Raw genomic sequence first — 22,452 nt, 5'->3', positions numbered from 1 at the left:
GAAGATCTGGGCGTCCAGCAGGACAAGGATCGGACCGAGTCCACGCTCGCCGATGTCCAGGCCGACCAGTTGCGCGTTCTCGAAGAGATGACGGCAGCGATCACCGGTCCCGGTTTCGATATCCGCGCGCTCGAGGGCAATGCGGATTTCGGGGTGGCGGCGGTCTATCCGAACACCGATCCGAGCCCGATGAACAGCCGCCTCTTCGGCGAAGGCCGTGAGACCGTCGAGATGATGATCGTCGAGGTCGCGGGCGAATTCGCAGGCGCCCCCGGTGTGGCCCGTGCCGGGCTCTCGGCCACCCAGTGGCGCTGCCTCTTCCAGGCCCTGATCAAACAGGAAAGCCGCTTCAACGTCGCCGCCGAAAGCCCGGTCGGGGCCTATGGCTTGACCCAGCTCATGCCCGGCACCGCCTCCGATCTTGGAGTCGACCGCTATGACGTGAAAGACAACCTGCGCGGCGGCGCACGTTATATCACCACCCAGCTCAATCGGTTCGGCAATATCCCGCACGCGCTTGCAGCCTATAACGCAGGCCCGGGCCGGGTCATCGAATATGGCGGCGTGCCACCCTTTGCCGAAACGCAAGGCTACGTGCGCAATATCTCGAAGTTCTACAACGAGTATCTCGCCGTGGTGGGCGGTGCCGATGTGCTTGGCACGCTCTCACCTTCAGACTTTGCGCTCGCCGAATATGCCAGCATCTCCGAGGCCGGCGTCTATTACGCCGCCGACAGCTCCGCCACCACCGAACAGGTCATCAACCGGTTGCGCGCGATCATCTTGCAGATCGATGCGCAGCCCAATGCCAAGGCGGCTTGGGAACTCAACACCTACGCCAAGGCCGAGATCGGCCGCATCCTCAACCTCCGCGTCCGGCTGATGGCCGCCAACCAGCAGCGCGAGGCGGCCTATGCGCAGCACCTCGTGGCCGTCCGGCTGGCCGAGCGCGACTTCATGCAGATGGGAGTTCCCGAATGAGACACCTTCTCCTGACCGCCGCGGCGGTCACAACACTCGGGCTCGCTTCGCCCGCTGCTGCCCAAGGCGTCCCAACCTTTGACGGCTCGGCATTGCAGCAGTTCGTGGCCCAGCTCGAGCACATGGCCGAGGACCTGAATGTCCAGATGCAGCAGCTCGCGACCATGCGGCTGGAACTGGAAACCCAGCTGTCGCAGCTGACGAACCTCGAGGCGCAACTGACCTCGCTCATTGAAAGCAGCGGGCTCGGAGAACTCTTCGCCACGGTCGAAGAATTCCGCGCGCTGCGTGGCAAACTGGTGGCCCCGCTCAATACCGCGCAATCGCTGGCGAGCGGCGATTTCCTGAGCGGCTTCAATCCCGGCGCGGAACTGTCGGCCTCGGTCGAACGGGTGCTGTCGGGCAGTGGCTTCACCTCGGAGCGCCTGAGCACGCTCTCAGGCTCCGACCAGCCCGCCGACAACCGCATCGCCACCTCAGCCGGGGCCAGTGCCATGCTGTCGGTCGCAGCGCAAGAAAGCCATGAAGAGGCAGGCCAGAGCCTCGAACGGCTCGAGACAATGGTCGGGCTCATCGACGATCAGGACGGGCTGAAAGCCGCCGTCGATCTGAACACTCGTGTCACCGCCGAGCTCGGCATCATTCTAACCCAGATCTGGCGGCTGGAAGCAGCGCAAGGCGTGAGCGCCGGCCAGCTCGGCGTCGTCGATGCCGCAACCCTCGCGGATGAGCGCAAGTTCCGCTCGATGGCGGTGGATCCATGAGAATGTCCATGACCCGCAGGTTGGCGCCAATCCGGTCTCTTGGTCGCGCAGCACTTGTCGTGAGTGCCACACCCAGTGTTGCGTTAGCCCAAACCCCGACCACGCAGCCATCCGGTGACACACCCTTCAGCTCGATGGCCATCGCGCGGGAAGCAGAGGACAATTGCCGCATTCCAAAACCGCCCGCCGATCTGGCCGAGACCGCCTATCTGCGCAACGGCTACCGCGCGATCCTGCGCATCCTTGTTGCTGAAGAAGCCCTCGCCTCGGAAACCTGCACCTGCCTGCTGGATCAGTTCACCTGGGATCAGGCGCTTGACGCCCTGCCCCGGTTCCAGACCTCGGACAATCCGCGCCTGCCTTTCAAGGTACTCGATCTCTACGCTCAGGCCGATGCGCTCGAGGCGCAAGTCGTGGAGGCCTGTGCCGAGTAGATGGGCGTTATTCGCGACATCCTGAGCCAGGTCGACGCCGCGGTGGATACCGTGGCGCAGGACGGCTTTGTCTCCTCGGCGGGTGCCGTCGGCGACGTGATCTCCGCCGGGGCCGCACTCCTTGTCGTGCTCCTCGGGATCAATGCGGTCATGCAACTCCGCCCCCTGCCCTTCGGCACCGGCTTTGCCTTCGGGATGAAGGTGGCACTGGTGGGGATATTCGCGCAAAGCTGGGACAATTTCAGCGTCATCTATGACATCGTCACGCGGGTTCCGGACTCCGTCGGTGCCTCGATCCTGGCGCTCACCGGCTCGGGCGACGAGGCCGGGGTCTATGAAAGCCTCGACAACATGGTTGCCCGCATCACCGCCTATGGCGATACGATCGGCGACCGCGCGGGCTGGGTCTTCGGCGCAGTCTTGGGCGCAATCTTCTTCGTCCTTTCAGCCGTCTTTGCCGCCGTCACCGCCGGGATCATCGCCTTCGCCCGCATCGTCTTCGCGCTGATGATCGTCATCGCCCCCTTCATGATCGTGACCTCGCTCTTCAAGCCGACCCAGTCCCTCTTCGAGGCCTGGACCCGCGCCACCATCGGCTATGCGCTCATGCCGGTCGCGGCCGCCGGGGCCGCGGGCATCATCGTGGCGATCGCCGAGGCCATCGGGGACGCCTCCGCCGATCCCGGTGACGTCGAAACCGTCAGCCTCATCCTGCCCTTCCTCGTGATCCTGATCCTCAGCGCCGGGATCATGGCCTCGGTCCCCTACATCGCCTCCAACCTCACAGGCGTCGTGGGCATTGCGTCCAATGCCGTGGGCCTGACCGGGCTTGCACGTCAGGGCTTTGTAAACACACGCCAGTACGGCACGGGCGCAACCTCGCGCCTCGTCACCGGCAAGTCTCCCCATGAGCTGAACCAGATGGCGAACGCGGGTGTGGTGAAGACCGGCGAGATGATCCGGCAAAGCCCCGGCGCGCTTCTCTCCGCCGCCAAGGCCTTCCGCAAACCCTGATGTGAAAGACGACGACTTTGAAGAAGCTTGTGACCAGTTCCTCCGCGCCTGACCGCGACGCTTTCGAGGCGGATTTCATCTACGGGCCAAGGCGGCGCGAGCGCTTTGCGTGGTTCGTCGCAGCCGCGGGCGTTCTGGTCGGTGTGGCAGGCATGGTCGCAGGCGCGAGCCTCTTTCCGCTCAAATCGACCGAGACCTTCGTGGTCGTGGTCGACAAGGAGACCGGCGAGATGGACCGGGTCGCCGCCGTGCAGGCGCTGACGCTGTCCGAGAGCGACGCCATCATCCAGGCCAATCTCGTCGCCTATGTCGACGACCGAGAGACCTATGACCTGACCGATGGCGAGCAACGCATCAACTCTGTGCTCGACCGCTCAGATGGCGATGCCGCGCGCACGCTGCGCGATCTCTGGTCCTCCACCAATGAGGATTACCCGATCACCGTCTATGGCCGCGACGCCAAGATCGAGGTGGTGATCAAGTCGGTGAACCAGATCGAGCGCAGCGTGGCCCAGGTCCGCTTCACCCGCACGCTCCGCCGTCCGCGCGACACCCGCACCGTCACCCGGTCGTATGTGGCGACCGTCGGCTACGACTTCCAACCCGAAACCCGCCAGCGCCTTCAGGACGTCTGGGCCAACCCCTTGGGCTTCGTGGTGACCTCTTACCGCGTCGACGCCGAGACCCTGGAGAACTGACCAAGATGAAATCCCTGCCCGCGCTCCTCACCACGCTTCTCTTGGCGCTTGCCCTCCCTGTTGCCGCTGTTGCCGAGGCCACGCCGCAAGGGGGCCCACTCGACATCCGTATCCGCACCGCCGTCTACAATGAGAACCAAGTCTACCGGATCGAAACTGACTTGCGGCATTCTACCACGATTCATTTCGGGGCCGGGGAGAGGTTCGAGGCGGTGATTGTCGGCGACACCGAAAGCTTCCAGGTCGATCCGATCCCCGAGCTTGGGAATGTGCTCACGATCAAACCGCATGTGGCGGAGGCCTCCACCAACATGACGGTGATCACAAACCGCCGCACCTATTCCTTCCATCTGCGCGAGGGCTCGATCCCGAACCGCACCGGGATGTTCTTCGAGGTCCGCTTTCGTTACCCCGACGAGGAACGTCGCACGGCGGGTGCCACCCGGCCCAAAGGCTTTGAGGCCCCGCGCAACTACAACTATCGCGTCTCGGGAGAAGGGGATTTCCGCCCCAGCCATATCTACGACGACGGGCGCTACACGTATTTTGTCTTCCCGGAGAATGGCCGCCAGCCCGCCCTCTTCAAGGCAGATGACCAGGGCCGCGAGCGCACGGTGAACTGGACCCAACAGGGAAACACGGTCCGGGTGCTCGGGGTGAACACCTACTGGACACTGCGCATCGGCGGCGAGGCAATTTGTGCCTGGCGCGACGAGAGCGCGATCTACGTGAGCAACTGACGATGGCCGATCAAACTCCTCCCGATCTTCAGGACCGCCTTGACCAGTTCAGCCAGCGCGGCAAATCCAAACGCCGCGGCAACAGCCTCGGGGTCGGCGCGCTCGCCGCTGCTCTTGCCCTCGGCGGAGCCGGGGTGGCGTATTTCCTGGCCACTGGTCTGCAGGAAGGCGACAGCGCGCTTGAGACCTCCGATGTCGAGACCTTTCAGGACCGCCGCCCCGGCACCGGCGGGCGGCTGGAGTTTCCGCCTGACGAAACCGAGCAACGGGTCAATGAGGCGCTGATCGCCGTCGAGGAAGCGCTTGATGTGCCTGCGGCCCCTGCCCCGGAACCGAGCGCCGCGGTGCTGGCCGAGATTGCCAAGCTGCGCGAGGCCCTCGCCGCCAGCCAGGCTGCGCGCAACTCGGAAATCCAGTCCGCCGTTGCGGACCTGCGCGAGGCCTTCGACGAACAGAAGGCGGCGCTTGAAGCACTTATTGTGGAGAAAGAGGCCGAGCTTGCCAACCTGCAGCGTCAGACCGAGACTCGCATCGAAGGTTTGCAGGCCATGCTCGATGCCGAACGCGCGCAGCGCGAGGGGCTCGAGGCCGAGCTCGACCGCGAGGGGCTGATCGCCGATCAGCGCCTTCTCGAAGAACGCCGCCGTCAGGAAGAGGAGCAGCGCCTGCGCGAGGCCGAGCGGGTTGCCGAGGAGCTTCTGACCGCGCAGATCAAATCCCCTGCCGTGGTCTACGCCGATGGTCCACGAGGTGGCCAAAGTGGCGCGGCGGTTGCCGATCCTGCTGCCGCTGGCACTGGCGGGCCGGTCCGCTCGGGCAATGAGCAGTTCCTGCAAAGTGCGCGGCCGCTCGAAGTGCAGGAGGCCGCGCGTCTCACCCATCCTGAGCGCACCCTGACCCAAGGGTCCGTCATCCAGGCCGCGCTTCAGACCGCCATCAATAGCGATCTGCCTGGCTCCGTGGTCGCGGTCGTCTCCGAGCCGGTCCCGGCGTTTTCCGGGGACCGGATCCTGATCCCCCGGGGCTCCCGCCTTTTTGGCCAATACCGCTCCGAGATCGAGATGCACCAGAAGCGCATCCTGATCCTTTGGACCCGTGTCCTGACACCGGACGGCACCTCGATGGAAATCGCCGCCGTGGGCGGAGATCAACTCGGTCGCTCGGGGCTTACTGGCCTCGTCGACACCAAGTTCGCCGAGCGCTTCGGCGGTGCGGCGCTGATTTCCGTGATCGGGGCGGCACCGGCCGTGGCGGCGGAGAGTGCTAACAACGAAACCACAAGCATCGTCCTTGGCGATGTCGGCAGCGACCTTCAGGATGCCGTCGGATCGGTCATTGCCGACCAGGTTTCGATCGCACCGACGATCTATGTCGATCAGGGGGCCTCGGTCACCGTGCTCGTGGACCGGGATGTGGTGATTTACTGATGGAGCAGGCATCACCAGCCTCATACCTCGAACGCTATCTCGACCCGTTCCGCGACCTCCTGAAGCGCGACGACGTTGTCGAAATCGCTATCAATCCGGACGGCAAGGTCTGGCTCGAGGTCGCAGGCGACGCCACCATGCGCCACGAAGGTCAGACCGTGGATCGCACCACAGCCCTCAACATGGCCCAGACCATCGTCGGCGACGCCAAGGCCCGCGTCTCTGAAAAGAACCCGCTCGTGTCCGGCAAGGTGGAATATGCAGGCCGGCCCCTCCGGGTCCAGGTCGCCGTGCCGCCCGCCATCGATCGCGGGGCCTCGATCACCATCCGTCTCTTCGCCGCGGGCAACGTCCGAGACTACGCGCCCACCTATCTCTTCGGCAAAGCCGTCTCGCTCGACGCGCTCCGCGCCGAGAAGATGAAGAACATTGCCAGTCTTGCCGAAGAGAACCTCGAGGCTGCCCTACAGACCCTGGTCGAGGCACGGCTCAACGTCCTGATCAGCGGCGGCACCTCGACCGGCAAGACAACCTTTGCTCGGCACCTCCTGACCCATGTGAGCGAGCACGAGCGGCTGATCACCATCGAGGACGCCTTCGAGCTCTTCCCCGGCCAACCCAACACCGTCGCCCTCCTGGCCGACCGCGGTGCCGGGTCGCAACGCAGCGCCAACGCCCTCCTTCAAGCCTCCCTCCGCATGCGCCCCGACCGCATCATCGTTGGCGAGCTGCGCGGCGCCGAGGCCCTGACCTATCTCGAAGCGATCAACACGGGCCATGGCGGATCGGTTTCCACCATCCACGCGGAAACCGCAGAGCTCGCCATCGACCGGTTGGCGATCATGGTGCTGCAGGCTGGGACGCCGCTGACCTTTGCCGAGGTGCGGGAATATATCCGGAAGTCCATCGATGTAATCGTCCAGCTCGGGCGGGTCGAGGGGAGGCGGGGGATTACGGAGTTCTATCTGCCTGGATCGCGAGACGTTCCGACAGAGCGAGCGTAGAGCGAAAATACCCTATTTCGTCTATGACAGGCACAGGTGTTCCCGTAATTTAGGAACATTAGTAAGAGTTGTTAAGGTGTATTGCCTGAAAAGGTTCACGATTTGAAAGGACGAATTGAGGAGCCTTTAGATTACTAGAGGCTTCGCAGCCAAATTTTAAGGCAAGGTAGGCGACATGGGGACCAAAAGTTTCAGCACAAGTTTAAGCGGGATGCGATGCATCAGATTACAGTGCGGGTATTCGGGAATTGAGACCTCGCGACGTTTGGGTGGCGGTACGCACCTCAACCCGATTAGCTTTGGGTTACCGATATTACCTAGATAATGACTTATGAAGGCTTGCTGTACATGTGCGTCGTCAATGACCTGTTCTCACGCCGTGTGGTTCGCTGGGACGCCTGTTGTGTGTGAAAGAACACTGAACTGGCTCTGCAGGCTCTATTGATGGCCGTATAGCGGTGTAAGCCAAACGGTGAAGCCTCGGTAGGCTCGGAGCAAGGCCCGCAATTCACAAGCCGGAAGTGACAGACGTTCTTGTACCAGCGCAGCCTAGACCCGCGCATGAGCCGACCTGGAAACAGCTATTACAACATAGTGGTCGAGAGTTTTTTCCAATCTTTGAGACGAGAGCGGATCAGGCGACGAGTATATCAAACACGCGATGAAGCAAGTCGTTACATGTTAGACAACATCAAGTATTTCATGAACTAAAACGAACGCACACGAGCAACGGAATACTGCCGCCCATTGATTTCGACATCAAGCAGCAGACCTGAACTAAGCAGGTGTATAGAAAACTAGGGGCATCTCGGTTCTTGTAAAGAGTTGCTTAGTTTCCTGTTAGAGTGACTGAGAAAGTCTACTGGCGTGCATTTGCAGAGTTGGTAGGTACTCTTCCTGTAACTTTTGCGTGCTGATCCTCGCGCTGGAGGCGCTCATGCTCATAGCTGCGACTACGTTTCCTTGGTTGTCTAGAACTGGTACAGCCATAGAGACCATTCCCTCTTCAAGTTCATTGACGGTGATTTCGAAGCCAACGTTCTTGACCTTTTTGATTCTCTCGGAAAGCTGATCTTTATTAGTTATTGTTACTGGCGTAAGCTTTTGGAGCTTATTTTTGTTCAAGTATTTGGTTAGAATTTCATTTGACTGTGCCGCTAAGAGGACGCGCCCTGTGGCGGAAGCGTATGCTGGCAGACGTCCACCTAATTTGGCGAGGCTGGAAACTATTCTTTCAGCTTCAGCACGAGCGACAAATACCGCGTAACCTTCCTCGAAAATTGCTAGCGAAATTGATTCGTTCAATTCGTCCCGAGCAGCCTCAAGATGTGCCTCCGCCAATTGGGGCAATGAGGCTGACTCATAGTAGGCTGCGCCGAGGCGAAGCATTCTTGGAGTTGGTCTATATTTGGACCCCTGTCGAAAGAGGTATCCAGCATCAGCAAGTGTGAGCAGGCAGCGCCTAGCGCTCGCCCGTGACAGACCCGCCAACTCTGCTGCACTGGCGACTGTGAGGTGCTCGTGATTCGACCCGAAAGCCTCGATAATTGTTAAGCCCTTGGCCAAGCCTGCCATGCCTTCTGGGGCGCGAGCTTTCGAAGGTGCAGGCTTCTTAAAGTTTGCGCCATCTGTCATTGGAAATTGTTTACCTGCTGTTTTGGTGTGATCAAACCACTATTCCGAATGCGGGGCTAAAGTAAGAAACCCATTGATTACCGGTTGATGCTGATCTCTATTTTTGTTCATAGGCACAGTTCGATTGCACCAATTGGTTGATCGCCGAGGTTACTCTTCCCCGTAAGGACTTATCATATGACTCCAGTGAGGGGCATGCCAAGCGCAATGTAGCCGTTGCTCTGCACGCCAACTCTGGACCACCCGAGGCTGGAGTTTTCGGGGTTTGTTCGCGATGATGGGCTGGTTGCGCCGTCGGGAAAGTGCAATAAGTTCGGGGCGTTGCATCCGATTTCGCAATGCAGTCTGTCGTCGCTTTAGTGTCTACGCCAATTCTCCAGCATTTTACCTGCATCTGCAAGGCTCTTGAACCAGTGGGGGGTGAGATGGTCCCTATTTCCCGGACAGTTTTGCGGCGCTGCTAAGCTTGCCTGTTGATCATGCCGCCGCCTGGAGGTCAGGGCCCTGATGGGCCTCGACCGGTGTTCTGCCGCCGAGCGCGGAATGCGGGCGCTCGGTGTTGTAGAAGTCGATCCACTTGCCGATGCCTGTCCGGGCTGCCGACCCGGTTTCGAATGCGTTCAGATAGACGCATTCGTACTTCAATGACCGCCATAGCCGTTCGATCATGACGTTGTCCATCCAACGACCTCGGCCGTCCATGGAGACTTTCACCGTCGCGTCGTGCAGGATCTGCGTGAAGCGCGGACTGGTGAACTGGCTGCCCTGGTCCGTGTTGAAGATCTCGGGCCTGCCATGCAGCCTGAGCGCATCCTCCAGCGCCTCGATGCAGAACTCGGTATCCATCGTGTTCGACAACCGCCAGGACAGAACCCTGCGCGTGCCCCAGTCCATGATCGCGACCAGATAGAGAAAGCCGCGCCGCATCGGGATTTAAGTTATATCGGCACACCAGACGTGGTTGGGGCGTGTGATCACCAGGTCCCTGAGCAGATACGGATACTTGCGGTGCTCCGAATGCGGCACCGTCGTCTTTGGCTTCTGGTAGACGGCCCGCAGGCCCATCCGCGCCATCAGCCGCCGGACGCGCTTGCGCCCGACGCAATAGCCCTGCTTACGCAGGTGCCTTGCCATCTGACGGTTGCCATAGAACGGCGTCTCCATGAACTGGGCATCGATCAACTTCATCAGCGCCAGGTTCAGCGGCGTCTCCGTCCTGCCCGGGCCATACCATGCCGACCGGCTGATCCTGACCAGAGCGCAATGCCGGGTGATCGTCAGCACGAGGTGCCACGGATCGATCATCTCTCGCCTCCGGGCCATGCTCACCGCCCGGAGGCTTTCGCTAAAAAATCCCGTTCCACAACGAGCTGGCCGATTTTGGCGTGCAACTTCTCGATCTCGCCGTCCTTCTCGGCGGCCTTCGCCTCGGCTTTGCCCGAGAAAATCCCGGACATGCCCTCGAGCGCCTGCCGCTTCCAGGTGTTGATCAAGGTCTGATGCACGCCATGCTTTGCCACCAGCTCGGCGACCGTCAGCTCGCCACGGATGGCCTCGAGCGCCACATTCGCCTTAAACTCGGCTTTCGTTTGTCAGCCACGCTGTTCTTCCTCGTCATCGTTGGCGGCAAGCTTAGCAGTGTGTCCGGTTTTCAGGGACCATCTCACTCAGATCCAGTGCCGGACAGAAGCATGAGTGAATATCGACGACTGTTAGAACCCAGGGCAATGCAACCACACTTGAACCAGGTCTTCATTAAGGCTCGCTCTTGCCCCACGCGGAGCGTTGACAAGCGCGGCTCCAGTCAATATCGTTCGCTAATAGAACGTCGTTCGCTTATCGAACGTACGGAGGGGACTAAAGTTGCCCAAATAAAGGACTGGGTGCTTGGTGCGAAAAAACCGTGGAGGACGCATGAGGAAGATTTCGCTAAAGAAAGCTGTATTTGCAGCTTTTGTGGGAGTAGTTGGGACGTTGACAGTCGGCACCGTCGCGACGGCACAAGAGTTTACTCTGAAACTACATCAGTTTTTGCCTGCCCAGGCTCACGTGCCCAAGAATGTCTTGGACGTATGGGCCGACAATGTGGAGCGCGATTCCGGCGGCCGCATCAAAATTGAACGGTATCCTTCAATGCAACTCGGAGGCAGGCCTCCTGAATTGATCGAGCAAGTCACAGACGGCGCAGTTGATATCATTTGGACTGTAATCGGCTATACCCCTGGTCGTTTCCCGCGCACCGAAGTTTTTGAACTACCCTTCATTCTCCCGAACGCCGAAGTTGGATCTCGCGCCTTCTACGAGATGTTCGAAAACGAAATGAAGGACGAAGAGTTTAAGGATATGCATGTCCTGGGCGTTTGGACTCATGGACCGGGATCCTTTCATTCGTCCAAGCCCATCGTGAACTTGGAAGATCTGAGGGGGATGAAGATTCGCGGTGCGTCTCGCACGGTCAACATGCTTCTCGAAGAACTGGGCGCAACGCCGGTAGGAATGCCAGTTCCGGCCGTTCCTGAATCTTTGTCGAAGGGCGTGATTGATGCAGCGACTCTACCTTGGGAGGTAGTTCTAAGTTTGAAAGTTCCAGAACTTGTTCACAATCACACGGAGTTCACAGGAAACGCTCTCTACACTGCCACGTTTGTGTTCGCCATGAATAATGCAACCTATGATGGTCTTCCTGACGATTTGAAGAAAGTGATCGACGACAATTCGGGCTTTGAATTCTCTGCCTGGGCTGGAGTTACTCAAGAAGCCTACGCGTCACCAAGCCGCGAAATTGCTCGAGAGATGGGGAACAGTATCGTAGTTCTGGATGAAGAACAGTCAAAGATCTGGAGAGATGCTGCGCAACCTGTCTACGACAAATGGGCTGCTGACATGGACGAGCGTGGTTTTGACGGCTCCGCTTTGATTGAAGAGGCAGAAAAGCTCATAGCGAAGTATTCTGCTGAGCAAAAATAAAGCGCGAAAAAAATAACTAGGGGTCAGGTGCGTCGAAGTGCCTGGCCCTTGAAGCGATGAATGAAACGGTTCCATGCATTGAGCGTGGCGCTAAAAATAAAATTCCTGTTGGGAGGGCCAGAATTGGCGACATATAGGTTCTTTGAGCAGCTATCAAAAGCTGCGGCAATATTTGGTGGTCTTGTATTGATTGGCATCACCATTTTGACATGTGCGTCTATTGCGGGTCGGGCAATGATTGGCCTAGGCCTAGGTCCAATCAAAGGTGACTTTGAATTGGTTGAGGCTGGTGTAGCAATAGCTGTATGTGCGTTTCTTCCTTGGTGCCAAATGCAGCGAGGACATGCGACCGTCGATCTTTTTACGAATATGCTTCCCATTGATGTAAATCGTTGGATCAATCTGATTTCTGAAGCGCTGATGGCGATGGCGCTGGCTGTGATGACTTGGAAACTGTGGGACGGAATGGCAAATAAATTCGAATATGGCGATACAACTTTTATCCTCGAGATGCCTGTTTGGTGGCCCTACTTGGCTTGTTTCATTGTTTTGGTTCTCGCGTGTGTCGTTGCGGCATATCTTGTATTCGCAAGAGCCGTAGAGGCTTCAACCAAGACAAACATCATTTCTGGCTCAGGAGCGGTCCATTGAGTGTTCTTGAAATAGGAATTTGGTCGTTTCCTGCCCTTCTTGTCCTAATCTTTCTCCGCATTCCCATCGGTCTGTCGATGTTGGTTGCCGGAGTGCTCGGCTCGTATCTAGTCACTGACAGTTGGTTGCCCATCTTGTCGAAAATGAAAAATGAGACTTACTCAACATTTTCAAGTTATTCGCTGTCTATCGTGCCGTTGTTCTTGCTTATGGGCCAGTTTGCAACTTTGGGCGGAATGTCGCAGGCGCTGTTTAACTCAGCCGAAAAATGGGTAGGGCACAAAAGAGGCGGCGTTGCTATGGCCGCTATTGGCGCTTGCGCTGGTTTCGGTTCGATTTGTGGTTCTTCCTTGGCCACGGCTGCTACAATGAGCCAGGTCGCTCTACCGGAACTGCGCCGGCACGGGTATTCTGGACAATTGGCTACAGGCACTCTGGCCGCCGGCGGGACGCTTGGGATTTTGATTCCTCCGTCGTTTGTTCTTGTTATCTATGCCATTCTGACGGAACAGAATATTGCAAAGCTATTTGTTGTGGCGTTTATTCCTGGGCTCCTCGCTGCTTTGGGATATATGATCGCAATTTCAATCTATGTTAGACTATTCCCCGAAACTGCCGGATCGAGGGAGAGAGCTCCCTATTCAGAAAGATTTCGATCGCTGATTGAGGTTTGGCCGGTAGTAGTGATTTTTCTTGCAGTAGTAGGAGGAATCTACTCCGGTTGGTTTACACCGACCGAGGGAGCTGCCGTTGGTGCCGCAGGAACTGGTCTTCTGGCTTTGATCAATGGCGGGCTAACTTGGAAGACACTTGTGTCGTGTCTGCTGTCAACAGCATCCGCAACAGCCATGATTTTCTTCATCGTTTTTGGCGCAAGTATCTACAATGGCTTTTTAGCTTTGAGCCAAGTTCCTGTCGAACTTGCGAATTGGGTAGTAGAGCTAGGGCTGAACCCGTGGGCAGTCTTGGTCTTGATTCTGTTGGTCTACTTAGTTTTGGGGTGCGTCATGGATTCTCTGTCTATGATTTTACTTACGATCCCAATTTTTTTCCCCATAGTCTCTGCGCTTGATTATGGGCTGGGAGCTGAGGAGTTTGCACTCTGGTTTGGGATCATTGTTCTTATCGTAGTGGAGGTGGGGTTAATTACACCACCGGTCGGTATGAACCTTTTCGTTATCAATTCTATGGCAAAGGAAACGCCTCTTTCTGCTACGTTTAGAGGTGTCGTGCCTTTCATTTTGTCCGATTTGATTAGGACTGCGATATTGGTAATGTTCCCCTCAATTACATTGGTGCTTCTGCGAATGCTTTACTGACCGTTGGAGGGATAGACTTCGCCTTTCTCAACTTAGTCTTCTTCCGCCTAAGTCGCACTTAATCTCGCAGAGCAGTGAAGTGAATGAAAATTCGGAGATTAACAGGTTAGCCGGAGTATGGAGCCCACATTACTTTGTGGGCTCCATACAAAATCCGAAGTCGATGTTGAGTAGCAGCTTAGGTTACTTCGCAAAAATTCAGGCATCCTGCCGTTGCCTAACTTTGCTAGGTAGCGGCGTACGACCTTCGGCAATGAAAAGTTGAAAGATGATCGACTCGAACGATGCCTTAGCCGTTTTCGAGGAATTTGGAATACCAAAGGAGGAATTATGCCTAAACGTACCTTTGTTTTGGTGCCGGGAGCCTGGTTTGGTGGCTGGGTTTGGCGCGATCTGGCTGAGCGACTGCGTATGCAGGGGTGTATCGTCACTACCCCAACACTAACCGGTCTAGGTGAGCGCTGTCATACTAATTCCAATTCTGCCGATCTGACCCTTCATATTGAGGATGTAGTTTCGCACATTCAAATGGAAGGGCTAGACAATGTTGATCTATTGGGGTGGAGCTACGGAGGTATGGTTATCTCCGGGGTGCACTCCAGAATCCCTGAAAAAATTAGATCTCTAATATTTTTCGATGCATTTATGCCCGATAACGGTATGTCGCTGGTAGATATGATAGATATCGATAAACGGGAATTGTACGATACGGCACGAGGCGCAGACCAAAAAATTCCTCCCATTTCTATGAAGGCTTTCGGCGTTAACGATCCAACAGTACTTGAATTTGTAGAGCCGCGGACGTGCTTGCAGCCTTGGCGTACGTTTTTTGAGCCAGTTAGTGTTTCGCCTGACATCGGTCTAGTTTCGCAGTCTTATATACTTTGCACCAAATGGGGAATAGTCTCGCCTATGACTCGTTTTCTGCCTTTGGCGCTTACGCGCAAGGCGAATGTAATTAAAGTCAAAGGTAGTCATCTGGCAATGCTGACCGAACCAGATGAAACACTTGCTGCCGTACTATCCACTCCTTAAGGCGCCCTAAACCGATTCATCACATACATTTAGATTTGCTCAGATGTACCGCAGAAATCTCATATTATAGATGGCACAGTTTGCGGGCTAGCGCTGTAATTGATGGGCTACCGCTTCCGCGCAAGATGCCGATCTTTTGTGGGGGCAGTCAGTATCAGTTATAGAATCGCGAATTTCGTTTTCAGCGTGTGAATGCTCTGGAGGAGTGCCAAATTCATTCGGCTAGCATTCTAGGGTGGAGATTTTCCTCCGAATTGTTGTTGTGAGGTGCGTGAAAACAATGCAAATGGTTGCTCGCCAAAGATGGCTATCTAGAGCCTCATCCATTCTGCTGCTCGGTGGAACCGTTTTCACTCTCGCAGATTTGTTAAGTGAAAATCACTTGTTTGCAGGAGCTGCGATGGTGTTGATCGTGTCTCACATTCTATTGTGCTGGCATTCCGTGCGATCGAACTCCAAAATTATGTTCCTACTCGCCATCCTATCTGGGTTGTTATTGATTCTTGCCGGGGGCGAGGTGGAAAGCCTTGCCCTTGCTGCGAGCCGCGCGCTCTACCTTCCAGCGCTGCTGACCGTCATGGCGATTCTGCGGGTGGCTGCGACACGTTCGAAAATCGTTAGCACCGCTGCGCACTTCCTGGTCACCCAGTCACCTTCACGGAGGTTTGCGCTTTTGGCAAGCGGAAGTCATATCTTTGGCATCTTGCTGAACCTTGGTGGTATCCAGCTTCTGTTAACGATTGCGTTGGCGCAGCGTAACCGTCTCGCGCCAACGCACGATATTGGAGAAGTACAGGGCCAGAGAATTACAAATGCAGTACTCCGCGGATTCGGAGCGACGATTCTTTGGTCGCCTATGGGCCTCGCGATCAACATGCTCATCCCAATGATGCCGAGCATCGATTACATTTCCTATCTGCCATATGGTCTCGGTCTAACTGTGATATTCTTCGTCCTAGGTTGGATCTTTGATCGCCTGGAAAACACGGTTCACCCTACATTTGTGCCACCGACTCATGAAGGCGCTGGTTTGGCGATGGTCGCGCTTCTCGGATTAGTTCTCTCTATCACGGGGTTATCGGCTGTTTCGGAGGCGCTGATCGGAATTCCATTACGTGCGGCAATTCTAATTGTTATTCCCTTAGTAGCGGTCCTTTGGGTGCTACTAACTGAAAGGCAACCCTTCTCTAATAGCCTGACATCCCTCGCCCGCGAAGGTTTCAAAGCGCTCCCGGATTCCACCAGTGAAATTTGCCTGATTGGGGCCAGTGCCTTTCTTGGTTTTACTGTTGTTGAAATACTACCAGACGATCATCTTCGAAAGCTGTTTGAGAGTGTTTCAATTAGTCCTGGCGCAGTGGGATGCATTGTTATTCTTCTTATGACAGCGGCTGGCCAACTTGGCTTATCGCCGATGGTAAGTGCGTTGGTTTGTACCGGTGCAATAATCTCATCAGGAATTGATGTGCCCGATCTGATATTGATGATAGCTGTCATGTGTGGCTGGTCTGGTACCATGCTCATTTCTCCATTTGCATCACCATTGGCGATCGCCGTGGCCTTGACTGGCAAGCCCGCTCATGAGGTTGGGCTGAAATGGAACGGCAGCTTTGTGGTGTGCTATTATTTGGTAATAATGATAGTACTTTTGATCGCAGGCGCGATGACCTGAGCTAATGGGATGAACAGCCTTCCCACCAACCCGCTGCTAGAGTGTCGGACTAGGTGGAGAGAGGAGAATCTGATGGCCATGCTTTCCTCTTTACTTTTTAATGTCTGGCGTAAGTTCTGGGAGGCTACGCCGCATCTAAAGTGCTCTATAGCTAGTGGAAGCTTTGAAGTTACAAAGGTCTTTTTGCGCGGATAATGGCCGGCGTCGTTCAAGGACACGACGAGGACAAGACCTCAAAGTTCGCTGTAACCTACCTGAAGATGCTCCGTTGCGCGACCGGTAGGGTCTTAAAAGAGGGAGCGATGCCACCTTATCTGTCGCACTAAGGGCGGCGTGGACACAAAACTTAATTCCAAACCCAAAGCAACCGACAGCCTGCGCGAAGTACAACCAGCGCCGCAATTGGGCCGAAAGCACGTTCGGCAGGCTCAAGGATTGGAGGTGTGTGGCGACGCGCCATGACCGAAGTCACAAGGTTTTCCTCTCCGCTATCGTTCTCGCACTAGTCGTCATCTACTGGTTTTGGATTTTGACACTAAGCCAAGAACTGAAAGTGTCACTTGAGAAAGTCCGAGAAAGGGAAGCCCGGGTGCCGGGCTTGAAAGGATAGAGAGAGCCTCATCCGGGTCCGGCATGACAAGGACCCTGATCATGGCCAAGACCACGACCCGATCGAAACCCGCCACCAAGAAAAAGACCGAAGGCACTGGACCGGCAACGCCCGACGGCGCCGCCGGCGTCCGGATGATCTCACTCGACCAGTTGGAGCCGAGCCCGCTCAACGTGCGCAAGGTTGCGGCAAGCGCCAGCGATGACGCCGAGCTCCTTGCCAGCATTCGTGAGACAGGCATCAAGCAGAACCTGGTGGTTCATGCTCTGTCTGAGACACGTTTTGCGGTCGATGCTGGCGGCCGCCGCCTCAAGGCGCTGAAGCAGCTCGCACAGGACGGCGTCATTCCCGTTGATCACCCGGTGCCCTGCCTCGTCGAAGATGAGCGCAATGCTGTCCTCACCTCCGCCACGGAAAACCTCCAGCGCGCGGCGATGCACCCGGCCGACCAGTTCGAGGCCTTTGAGGCGATGATCGGCGAGGGGCGCAGTGAAGACGAGATCGCCCTGAAGTTCGGCGTCTCGGTCGACCTGGTGCGCCGCCGGCTTAAGCTTGCCCGTGTCGCGCCGGAAATCATCGAGCAGTTCCGTGCCGGTGATCTGACCCTCGAATGCGTCATGGCCTTCACGTTGACCGACGACCATGATCGCCAGCTTGCGGTCTGGAACGCAGTGAAGGGCGGCTATCACATCCATCCACAGAGCATCAAACGCCAGCTGACCGAGACGGCGCATTCGGCGAACTCGGCCCTCGGGCGCTTTGTTGGCATCGAGGCCTATGAGGTGGCGGGCGGTATTCTGCTACGCGATCTCTTCGACGACCGTGCGAGTGCCCATATGGAAAACCCCGAACTCCTCGAGCGCCTCGCCATTGAGAAACTGCAGGCTGCGGCCAAACCCTTCGAGGCGGCGTGGAAATGGGTCGAAGTGCATCTCTCGGTGGACTACGGCGCGTTTCGCAGTTTCGGGCGGGTCTATCCACAGGATATCGACCCCGATCCGGACCTGCTCGCCGAGGAAGAGCGTCTGATTGCGCGCGAGGAAGAACTGGCGGCGCAGAATGACGGCGAGGACTGGACCGACGCTGAAACCGAAGAGTACTACGCCATCGAGCCGCGCCTGCGCGAGATCGAAGCCCTGCAGCGCGAACGGCAACCTTACGCGGACGAAGATCGTGCTATCGCTGGCGTGGTTCTGACCATCGGTCATGACGGGGCGTTGCGCGTCGAGAAGGGTCTGGTGCGGCCCGAGGATATTCCAGCCGCGCCCGAGCCCGGCGAGACCACCGCAGATGCGGATGGCGCCCCCTCCCCTGCCCGTCCGCAGGTGACGCCGCCAACCTCCTCGACGCCGGTGCCGAACTCCGACCCTGCCGCCACGCTGCGCAAGGCGGACGGGATTTCAGCAAGCCTCGCCGACGATCTGCGGGCAACCCGTCAGCACATCCTGCGGGCGCATCTGGCGGCGGATTTCGAGGTGGCGTTCGACGCGATGCTCTATGCGCTCTGCGAACAGGCTCTGGGGCGGTCCTACAATAACGAGGCGCTCGACATCTCGGTCCGTCCTTTCCAGGCGCAAAACCGCGAGGTGCTGCACACGGACACCGTCGCCCAGAAGATGCTCGAGGCGCTGAAACAGGACCTCGCCACGGACTGGATGAAGCTGGAGAAACCCGAGGACTTCCAGGCCATGTCGGCGCTGCCCATTGCCGACAAGCAGGCGCTTTTCGCCTGGGCGACGGGTCTGGCGGTTAAGCCGCAGCTCTCCTCCGACAATCGCCCTTCCACGATCATCGAGGAGATCGGCGCGCGGCTTGACGTCGATGTGGCGGCCTGCTGGCGCCCGACTGCGCAGAATTACTGGGGTCGGGTCAACAAGAGCCATGCGGTGGCGACGGCCCGTAAGCTGATCGGCGACGACTACGCTGAAGATCGCAATCGCGAGCGCAAGGGCGATCTCGCTGCGGCCATGGAGCGGGCTTTTGCGGAAACCGCTGGCGAGACGGAAGGTTTTGACGCCGCCACGGTCGCAAAGACGACGCGCTGGTTGCCTGACGGGATGGTGTTTGTCGGTGCGACGGAGGCCGACGCCAGAAGGACTGGCGATGCGCCAGAGGCCGAGGAAGGTGACGTGCCCGCCGCAGACGCGCTGGCCGAGGCGGAGAGTGATGAACCATCGTCCTTGCCAGCTTTCCTCAGCGGGGATGCGGCCTGACGAAGCAAACACCGATCTGATTGCCACATGAGCTCTGGGCCGTCCTCACATCGAGGGCGGCCCTTTCCGGCTGGCGGGTTGCCTACAGCCGATATCGGATCGGCTGGCCCGTCCCGGAGATATCCCATGACCACTACACTCGACCTCGACCCCGTCCAGGAAGCCGCACGCATCGCCACCCAGAATGACGCGTTTCGCCGCTCTATCCTCGGCACTACCCCGGTCGCCGATGCCCCGCAGGGCCAGTTCGTGATGACACGCGGCGTCGCGGCGCTTGGGATCAATGCGCAACTGGAATTGACCCGACGTGTCGCCGCCTTCGACGGGTTCAATGCCGACAGTGATCCGCAGGGATGGCACGAGATGGGCGTCATCGACCTCGATGGTACAACCGTCTGGTTCAAACTCGACCTGTATGACGTCGACTACACGTACGGCTCGCCCGAGCCCTCTGATCCCGCGCAGACGCGTCGCGTGCTGACCCTGCTTCTTCCGTCGGAATACTGATGCCTCCAATCCCTACTCACCGCCCCGGATCGCCCTTGCACAAAGGGCGGTCCTTTCGAGCTGCCGGGTTTTGAAGGGGCGCGATACCCGCGTCCCGCCCGCAGCAGGAGACCAGAGATGGCCAAGACACTCGATTACCAGATCACCCTCTATCCCGCGCATCGCGATGGTGCCTTCGTTGTTACCCAGTTCCAGATGCTGGGGAGCTACCCCGAAAAGCGCATCCAGGCCGCGGGCATGGATGACCTGATCAACAAGGTGACGCAGTTCGCGATGGAGCATGGCGAAAGCTGCAGCCCTTCGGTGCGCTGCCTCGCCCCGCGCAAACCCTCTGGGTTCAAGCGCGCGACCGAGAACCTCTATTTCAATCTGGTTGATCGGACGGCTGAGAAACGCGGCGACGCTGCAGCCTGAAGCCCCCAAAGGAAACGTTCCGGGCGGCCTCGTGAAACGGTCGCCCTTCCCTTTCCCTCAATTTCAAAGGACGAAAGACATGACACAAGCGACTGATTTCTACGCGCAGATGCTCGAATCCCAGAGACGTGCGGCCGAGCAGCGGGTTGAGACTCGCGCGGCCCTTCTTACCAATCTGCGTGCCCTCGGCGTGACCAGTATCGAGGTGCAATACGAAGGCTACGGTGATTCCGGCAATGTCGAGGACGTTGTCGTGACGCCTGATACGATCACGCTCGCGGAAGAGCTGAGGCGCCGGGTCGAAGATTTCGGATGGGATTTTGCCTATGCACTGAGCCCCGGCTTCGAGAACAACGAAGGTGGCTATGGCGAACTGACCTGGGCGATTGAGGCGGAGATCGATGTCAGCCATTCGAACCGCTACATCGAGACCGAAACAACCGAACACGAGGGGCTCTGACATGGCACATCCCCTCCACCACGCCGAAAGCTCGGCCCGAAAGTTCGGCGGTGTTCCAGATGACTATCAGTTCGTGCACGATTGGTTCGATGCCTCCAAGGAGCACCTCGCGATTTTCACCCATCGCGCACACCGGCATCACACGCTCGGGATCTTCGAGGCTGAGCGATTGTTTGGCCGTAGTCTGACCAACAGCGCGGGTCGGGTCGTACCGATCCGTTGGATTGGCGAGCAGCATGTGCGCGAGGACTGCCAGGGGCGGATCCCGTCGCTGGCCGACTGGCTCGGACGCATTCAGCCTGAGCCGTGGATGGCCAATGGCCGGATCAACAACGACCCGACGCAGATAGGCAGCGATCCACGCGCAGCCTGGATCGAGGCGGTGGCCAATCACCAGACCATACTTGGTTTCGAGGATTGGCTCCTGAAGGTCTCGGTCGAGCACGTCCAGCATCGTCAGAACCGCGCCGCCGCCTGATCCGCCGGGCGGCAAACTTACCAACCATCTGACCTCGTCCCAATCGACCCGTCTGCGCCCTTAACCGGCCCGGCGGGTCGATTGCGTTTCAAGAAAGGAAATCGACATGCGCGACCCCGTCTTTGAGGAGGCCTACCAGGGCCACATCATCAAGATCTACCACGACCCCGACGCAGAAAGCCCACGGGAGTGGTCCAACCTCGGCACGCTGATCTGCTGGCATCGGCGCTATCGGCTGGGCGACAGCCATCAGTTCGACAGCCCCGAGGCGTTCTTGCGCGATCTTGCCGATGTTTCGGATCATAGTGATCTCTCGATGGACCAGCTGCGCGACCGTGCGGACCGCAAGGCGGTCCTGTTGCCCGCGTTTCTTTACGATCATTCAGGCCTCGCGATGAACACCATCGGGTTCCACTGCCCGTGGGATTCCGGTCAGGTCGGTTACGTCTATGTGACGCTCGAGGCGGTCCGGACGGAGTTCGGCGTGAACCGCGTCACCAAGGCGCTGCGCGAAAAGGCTGAAGACATCCTGCGTGCAGAAATCGTCAGCTACGACGCCTATCTCGGCGGACGGGTCTATGGCTATGTCATCGAGCGAGACGGCGAGGAGGTCGATGCCTGCTGGGGTATCTTCGGGCACTATGAGTTGGACTGTTTGTCCGAGGCACGAGCATTTGTAGACCAAATGACCTTGCGAGAGGCACACAGACCCGCCGCCGCCGCGCAGGGCGCAAGCCCACCCCCGAGTTGAAATGCTCGCAATACTCATATATCTTATTCATGCGTATCCCGGAGATGAGCATGGCAAGCACAAGCGTCACACTTGGCCCCCATTGGGACGAATTCATCGCACTGATGTTGAAGGAGGGGCGCTACGGGTCAACCAGCGAGTTGATCCGCGCCTCTTTGCGCCTGATGGAAGAGCAGGAAGGTCAGCGGGCGCGGCTTCGGGTTGCCTTGATGGAGGGCAAGCAATCCGGCGACGCTGGTCCGCTCGACATGGACGAAATCAAGCGCGAGGCGCGGAGCCGCTCCGGCGCTTCTGATGCGTAAAATCCATCACTCCCAGGCGGCAAAATCCGATCTCGCCGATATCTGGGTCGAGACACATCGACAATGGGGCGAGGCGCAGGCGGACCGCTATCTCGACGATATCGAGCGTGCTCTGAAGGGACTAATCGCCAATCCTCAAATGGGGTCTGACTGTTCCGATCTCTTGCAGGGCGCGCGGAAACTGATCACGGGTCGGCATCTTGTGTTCTATGAGGTGGACCCGGACAGGATATTCGTGATCCGGGTTTTGCATCAATCCATGGACGTGCCGCGGCATCTGCGGTCGTTCTGACACCGGACAAATACGCATCGGGGCTTTGCCAGAAAGAGCGAGAGGCAGGGCGGGAGGGGTGACCCCTCCCGGGTGAGAGAGTGC

The 22,452-nt window shown here is 58.0% G+C and carries 22 protein-coding genes and 1 pseudogene; 21 read left to right on the top strand and 2 right to left on the bottom strand.

Annotated features, from left to right (window positions below; all coding sequences use genetic code 11):
- The 8 genes from SM765_RS18220 to virB11 all read left to right on the top strand — a co-directional run.
- Nucleotides 1–981: lytic transglycosylase domain-containing protein (locus SM765_RS18220; RefSeq protein ID WP_368981659.1), on the top strand; the 981-nt coding region annotated here is incomplete at its 5' end.
- Nucleotides 978–1,745 carry a type IV secretion system protein gene (locus SM765_RS18215; RefSeq protein ID WP_108887779.1) on the top strand — a complete coding sequence of 256 codons (768 nt, stop codon included), beginning with the start codon at nt 978–980 and terminating at the stop codon, nt 1,743–1,745. The genes SM765_RS18220 and SM765_RS18215, both read left to right, overlap by 4 nt.
- A gap of 8 nt (nt 1,746–1,753) precedes the next feature.
- A complete protein-coding gene (locus SM765_RS18210; protein WP_368981658.1) occupies nt 1,754–2,179 on the top strand; it encodes a hypothetical protein in 426 nt (141 codons plus the stop codon).
- Nucleotides 2,180–3,193 carry a TrbL/VirB6 family protein gene (locus SM765_RS18205; protein ID WP_009574113.1) on the top strand — a complete coding sequence of 338 codons (1,014 nt, stop codon included), beginning with the start codon at nt 2,180–2,182 and terminating at the stop codon, nt 3,191–3,193.
- A 17-nt stretch (nt 3,194–3,210) separates the two neighbouring features.
- Nucleotides 3,211–3,891: a VirB8 family type IV secretion system protein gene (locus tag SM765_RS18200; RefSeq protein ID WP_368981657.1), complete on the top strand. Its 681-nt coding sequence runs from the start codon at nt 3,211–3,213 to the stop codon at nt 3,889–3,891.
- Nucleotides 3,892–3,896: 5 nt separating this feature from the next.
- Nucleotides 3,897–4,631: a TrbG/VirB9 family P-type conjugative transfer protein gene (locus SM765_RS18195; RefSeq protein WP_368981656.1), complete on the top strand. Its 735-nt coding sequence runs from the start codon at nt 3,897–3,899 to the stop codon at nt 4,629–4,631.
- A 2-nt stretch (nt 4,632–4,633) separates the two neighbouring features.
- Entirely contained in the window at nt 4,634–6,058 is a 1,425-nt protein-coding gene (locus tag SM765_RS18190; RefSeq protein WP_368981655.1) for a TraB/TrbI/VirB10 family type IV secretion system protein, read from the top strand.
- Nucleotides 6,058–7,062, top strand: a complete 1,005-nt coding sequence (gene virB11 / locus SM765_RS18185; RefSeq protein WP_009574117.1) for a P-type DNA transfer ATPase VirB11 — start codon at nt 6,058–6,060, stop codon at nt 7,060–7,062. The genes SM765_RS18190 and virB11 overlap by 1 nt, the downstream gene beginning before the upstream one ends.
- Nucleotides 7,063–7,902: 840 nt before the next feature.
- Here the strand turns inward: virB11 and SM765_RS18180 are convergent.
- Both SM765_RS18180 and SM765_RS18175 read right to left on the bottom strand, forming a co-directional pair.
- On the bottom strand, nt 7,903–8,697 hold the full coding sequence (locus SM765_RS18180; RefSeq protein ID WP_009574118.1) for an IclR family transcriptional regulator domain-containing protein: 795 nt from the start codon (nt 8,695–8,697) through the stop codon (nt 7,903–7,905).
- A gap of 477 nt (nt 8,698–9,174) precedes the next feature.
- Nucleotides 9,175–10,262: pseudogene (locus SM765_RS18175) on the bottom strand (IS3 family transposase).
- A gap of 349 nt (nt 10,263–10,611) precedes the next feature.
- Here SM765_RS18175 and SM765_RS18170 point away from each other — a divergent pair.
- The 13 genes from SM765_RS18170 to SM765_RS18110 all read left to right on the top strand — a co-directional run bounded on the left by SM765_RS18170 (nt 10,612) and on the right by SM765_RS18110 (nt 22,368).
- A complete protein-coding gene (locus SM765_RS18170) occupies nt 10,612–11,664 on the top strand; it encodes a TRAP transporter substrate-binding protein (RefSeq protein ID WP_009574122.1) in 1,053 nt (350 codons plus the stop codon).
- A 60-nt stretch (nt 11,665–11,724) separates the two neighbouring features.
- The gene (locus SM765_RS18165; RefSeq protein WP_368981654.1) at nt 11,725–12,315 is read left to right on the top strand and encodes a TRAP transporter small permease; all 591 of its coding nucleotides are present in this window, start codon (nt 11,725–11,727) and stop codon (nt 12,313–12,315) included.
- The gene (locus tag SM765_RS18160) at nt 12,312–13,634 is read left to right on the top strand and encodes a TRAP transporter large permease (RefSeq protein ID WP_009574124.1); all 1,323 of its coding nucleotides are present in this window, start codon (nt 12,312–12,314) and stop codon (nt 13,632–13,634) included. The genes SM765_RS18165 and SM765_RS18160 overlap by 4 nt, the downstream gene beginning before the upstream one ends.
- Nucleotides 13,635–13,964: 330 nt before the next feature.
- The gene (locus tag SM765_RS18155) at nt 13,965–14,669 is read left to right on the top strand and encodes an alpha/beta hydrolase (RefSeq protein ID WP_009574125.1); all 705 of its coding nucleotides are present in this window, start codon (nt 13,965–13,967) and stop codon (nt 14,667–14,669) included.
- A 280-nt stretch (nt 14,670–14,949) separates the two neighbouring features.
- Entirely contained in the window at nt 14,950–16,341 is a 1,392-nt protein-coding gene (locus SM765_RS18150; protein WP_040403090.1) for a hypothetical protein, read from the top strand.
- 651 nt (nt 16,342–16,992) lie between these two features.
- Complete coding sequence (locus SM765_RS18145) at nt 16,993–19,164, top strand: ParB/RepB/Spo0J family partition protein (protein ID WP_350152480.1); 2,172 nt, start codon at nt 16,993–16,995, stop codon at nt 19,162–19,164.
- A 126-nt stretch (nt 19,165–19,290) separates the two neighbouring features.
- A complete protein-coding gene (locus tag SM765_RS18140) occupies nt 19,291–19,671 on the top strand; it encodes a DUF3768 domain-containing protein (RefSeq protein WP_071974427.1) in 381 nt (126 codons plus the stop codon).
- A 117-nt stretch (nt 19,672–19,788) separates the two neighbouring features.
- Nucleotides 19,789–20,085 (top strand): hypothetical protein, encoded by a 297-nt coding sequence (locus SM765_RS18135; protein WP_350152478.1) that lies wholly within the window; start codon nt 19,789–19,791, stop codon nt 20,083–20,085.
- Between the two features lie 79 nt (nt 20,086–20,164).
- Complete coding sequence (locus SM765_RS18130) at nt 20,165–20,545, top strand: DUF6878 family protein (RefSeq protein ID WP_350152476.1); 381 nt, start codon at nt 20,165–20,167, stop codon at nt 20,543–20,545.
- Between the two features lies 1 nt (nt 20,546).
- Complete coding sequence (locus SM765_RS18125) at nt 20,547–21,023, top strand: DUF6915 family protein (RefSeq protein WP_350152474.1); 477 nt, start codon at nt 20,547–20,549, stop codon at nt 21,021–21,023.
- Between the two features lie 106 nt (nt 21,024–21,129).
- Nucleotides 21,130–21,774 (top strand): hypothetical protein, encoded by a 645-nt coding sequence (locus tag SM765_RS18120; RefSeq protein ID WP_350152472.1) that lies wholly within the window; start codon nt 21,130–21,132, stop codon nt 21,772–21,774.
- A 50-nt stretch (nt 21,775–21,824) separates the two neighbouring features.
- On the top strand, nt 21,825–22,076 hold the full coding sequence (locus SM765_RS18115) for a type II toxin-antitoxin system ParD family antitoxin (RefSeq protein WP_037207773.1): 252 nt from the start codon (nt 21,825–21,827) through the stop codon (nt 22,074–22,076).
- Nucleotides 22,069–22,368: a type II toxin-antitoxin system RelE/ParE family toxin gene (locus tag SM765_RS18110; protein WP_350152469.1), complete on the top strand. Its 300-nt coding sequence runs from the start codon at nt 22,069–22,071 to the stop codon at nt 22,366–22,368. The genes SM765_RS18115 and SM765_RS18110 overlap by 8 nt, the downstream gene beginning before the upstream one ends.
- The last annotated feature ends 84 nt before the right edge of the window (nt 22,369–22,452 follow it).

Origin of the sequence: Pseudophaeobacter sp. 1A09344 (genome assembly GCF_041008745.1) — a bacterium.
Classification (GTDB): Bacteria; Pseudomonadota; Alphaproteobacteria; order Rhodobacterales; family Rhodobacteraceae; genus Phycobacter; species Phycobacter gallaeciensis_A.
Note: the sequence above shows the minus strand (reverse complement) of the source record. Positions and strands in the feature narration are given on the sequence as shown.

What these genes read in the sequence shown, in the direction of transcription:
- SM765_RS18130 (WP_350152476.1), top strand. Translation starts at nt 20,165, where the DNA reads ATGACACAAGCGACTGATTTCTACGCGCAGATGCTCGAATCCCAGAGA.
- SM765_RS18115 (WP_037207773.1), top strand. Translation starts at nt 21,825, where the DNA reads ATGGCAAGCACAAGCGTCACACTTGGCCCCCATTGGGACGAATTCATC.
- SM765_RS18110 (WP_350152469.1), top strand. Translation starts at nt 22,069, where the DNA reads ATGCGTAAAATCCATCACTCCCAGGCGGCAAAATCCGATCTCGCCGAT.
- SM765_RS18190 (WP_368981655.1), top strand. Translation starts at nt 4,634, where the DNA reads ATGGCCGATCAAACTCCTCCCGATCTTCAGGACCGCCTTGACCAGTTC.
- SM765_RS18170 (WP_009574122.1), top strand. Translation starts at nt 10,612, where the DNA reads ATGAGGAAGATTTCGCTAAAGAAAGCTGTATTTGCAGCTTTTGTGGGA.
- SM765_RS18120 (WP_350152472.1), top strand. Translation starts at nt 21,130, where the DNA reads ATGCGCGACCCCGTCTTTGAGGAGGCCTACCAGGGCCACATCATCAAG.
- SM765_RS18205 (WP_009574113.1), top strand. Translation starts at nt 2,180, where the DNA reads ATGGGCGTTATTCGCGACATCCTGAGCCAGGTCGACGCCGCGGTGGAT.
- SM765_RS18195 (WP_368981656.1), top strand. Translation starts at nt 3,897, where the DNA reads ATGAAATCCCTGCCCGCGCTCCTCACCACGCTTCTCTTGGCGCTTGCC.
- SM765_RS18145 (WP_350152480.1), top strand. Translation starts at nt 16,993, where the DNA reads ATGGCCAAGACCACGACCCGATCGAAACCCGCCACCAAGAAAAAGACC.
- SM765_RS18140 (WP_071974427.1), top strand. Translation starts at nt 19,291, where the DNA reads ATGACCACTACACTCGACCTCGACCCCGTCCAGGAAGCCGCACGCATC.
- SM765_RS18165 (WP_368981654.1), top strand. Translation starts at nt 11,725, where the DNA reads ATGAAACGGTTCCATGCATTGAGCGTGGCGCTAAAAATAAAATTCCTG.
- SM765_RS18215 (WP_108887779.1), top strand. Translation starts at nt 978, where the DNA reads ATGAGACACCTTCTCCTGACCGCCGCGGCGGTCACAACACTCGGGCTC.
- SM765_RS18180 (WP_009574118.1), bottom strand. Translation starts at nt 8,697, where the DNA reads ATGACAGATGGCGCAAACTTTAAGAAGCCTGCACCTTCGAAAGCTCGC.
- SM765_RS18150 (WP_040403090.1), top strand. Translation starts at nt 14,950, where the DNA reads ATGCAAATGGTTGCTCGCCAAAGATGGCTATCTAGAGCCTCATCCATT.
- virB11 (WP_009574117.1), top strand. Translation starts at nt 6,058, where the DNA reads ATGGAGCAGGCATCACCAGCCTCATACCTCGAACGCTATCTCGACCCG.
- SM765_RS18155 (WP_009574125.1), top strand. Translation starts at nt 13,965, where the DNA reads ATGCCTAAACGTACCTTTGTTTTGGTGCCGGGAGCCTGGTTTGGTGGC.
- SM765_RS18135 (WP_350152478.1), top strand. Translation starts at nt 19,789, where the DNA reads ATGGCCAAGACACTCGATTACCAGATCACCCTCTATCCCGCGCATCGC.
- SM765_RS18125 (WP_350152474.1), top strand. Translation starts at nt 20,547, where the DNA reads ATGGCACATCCCCTCCACCACGCCGAAAGCTCGGCCCGAAAGTTCGGC.
- SM765_RS18210 (WP_368981658.1), top strand. Translation starts at nt 1,754, where the DNA reads ATGACCCGCAGGTTGGCGCCAATCCGGTCTCTTGGTCGCGCAGCACTT.